This window comes from Bacillus cereus group sp. BfR-BA-01355 (assembly GCF_022663675.1).
Lineage (GTDB): Bacteria > Bacillota > Bacilli > Bacillales > Bacillaceae_G > Bacillus_A > Bacillus_A thuringiensis_S.
The window spans coordinates 1-206 of the sequence record NZ_JAKUFY010000536.1 but is presented as its reverse complement, the minus strand read 5'-3'; the positions used below and the strand labels follow the sequence as shown (position 1 = coordinate 206).

Below are 206 nucleotides of genomic sequence, written 5' to 3'. Positions count from 1 at the left end.
GATTAATGGAAAGACATGCAGCTAGGGCAAATGCAATGCAGCATTCTGTTAATGTACGAGTAGAGAATAGACCAGTGCAACAAGTAGTAGCAGAACCACAAGTGGAAGAACGTCCAGTGCAGCAAGTAGTGGAAGAGCAAGTACAAAAGCCAATTTCAAGTACGGAAGTACAAGAGAAAGCATATGTTGTAAATCAAAGAGAGAAC

At 41.3% G+C, this 206-nt stretch carries 1 protein-coding gene; it reads left to right on the top strand.

Going from position 1 to position 206, the window contains the following annotated elements; genetic code table 11:
- A partial coding sequence (locus MR167_RS32815) for a hypothetical protein (protein ID WP_242316341.1) occupies positions 1-206 on the top strand: 206 nt, incomplete at both ends.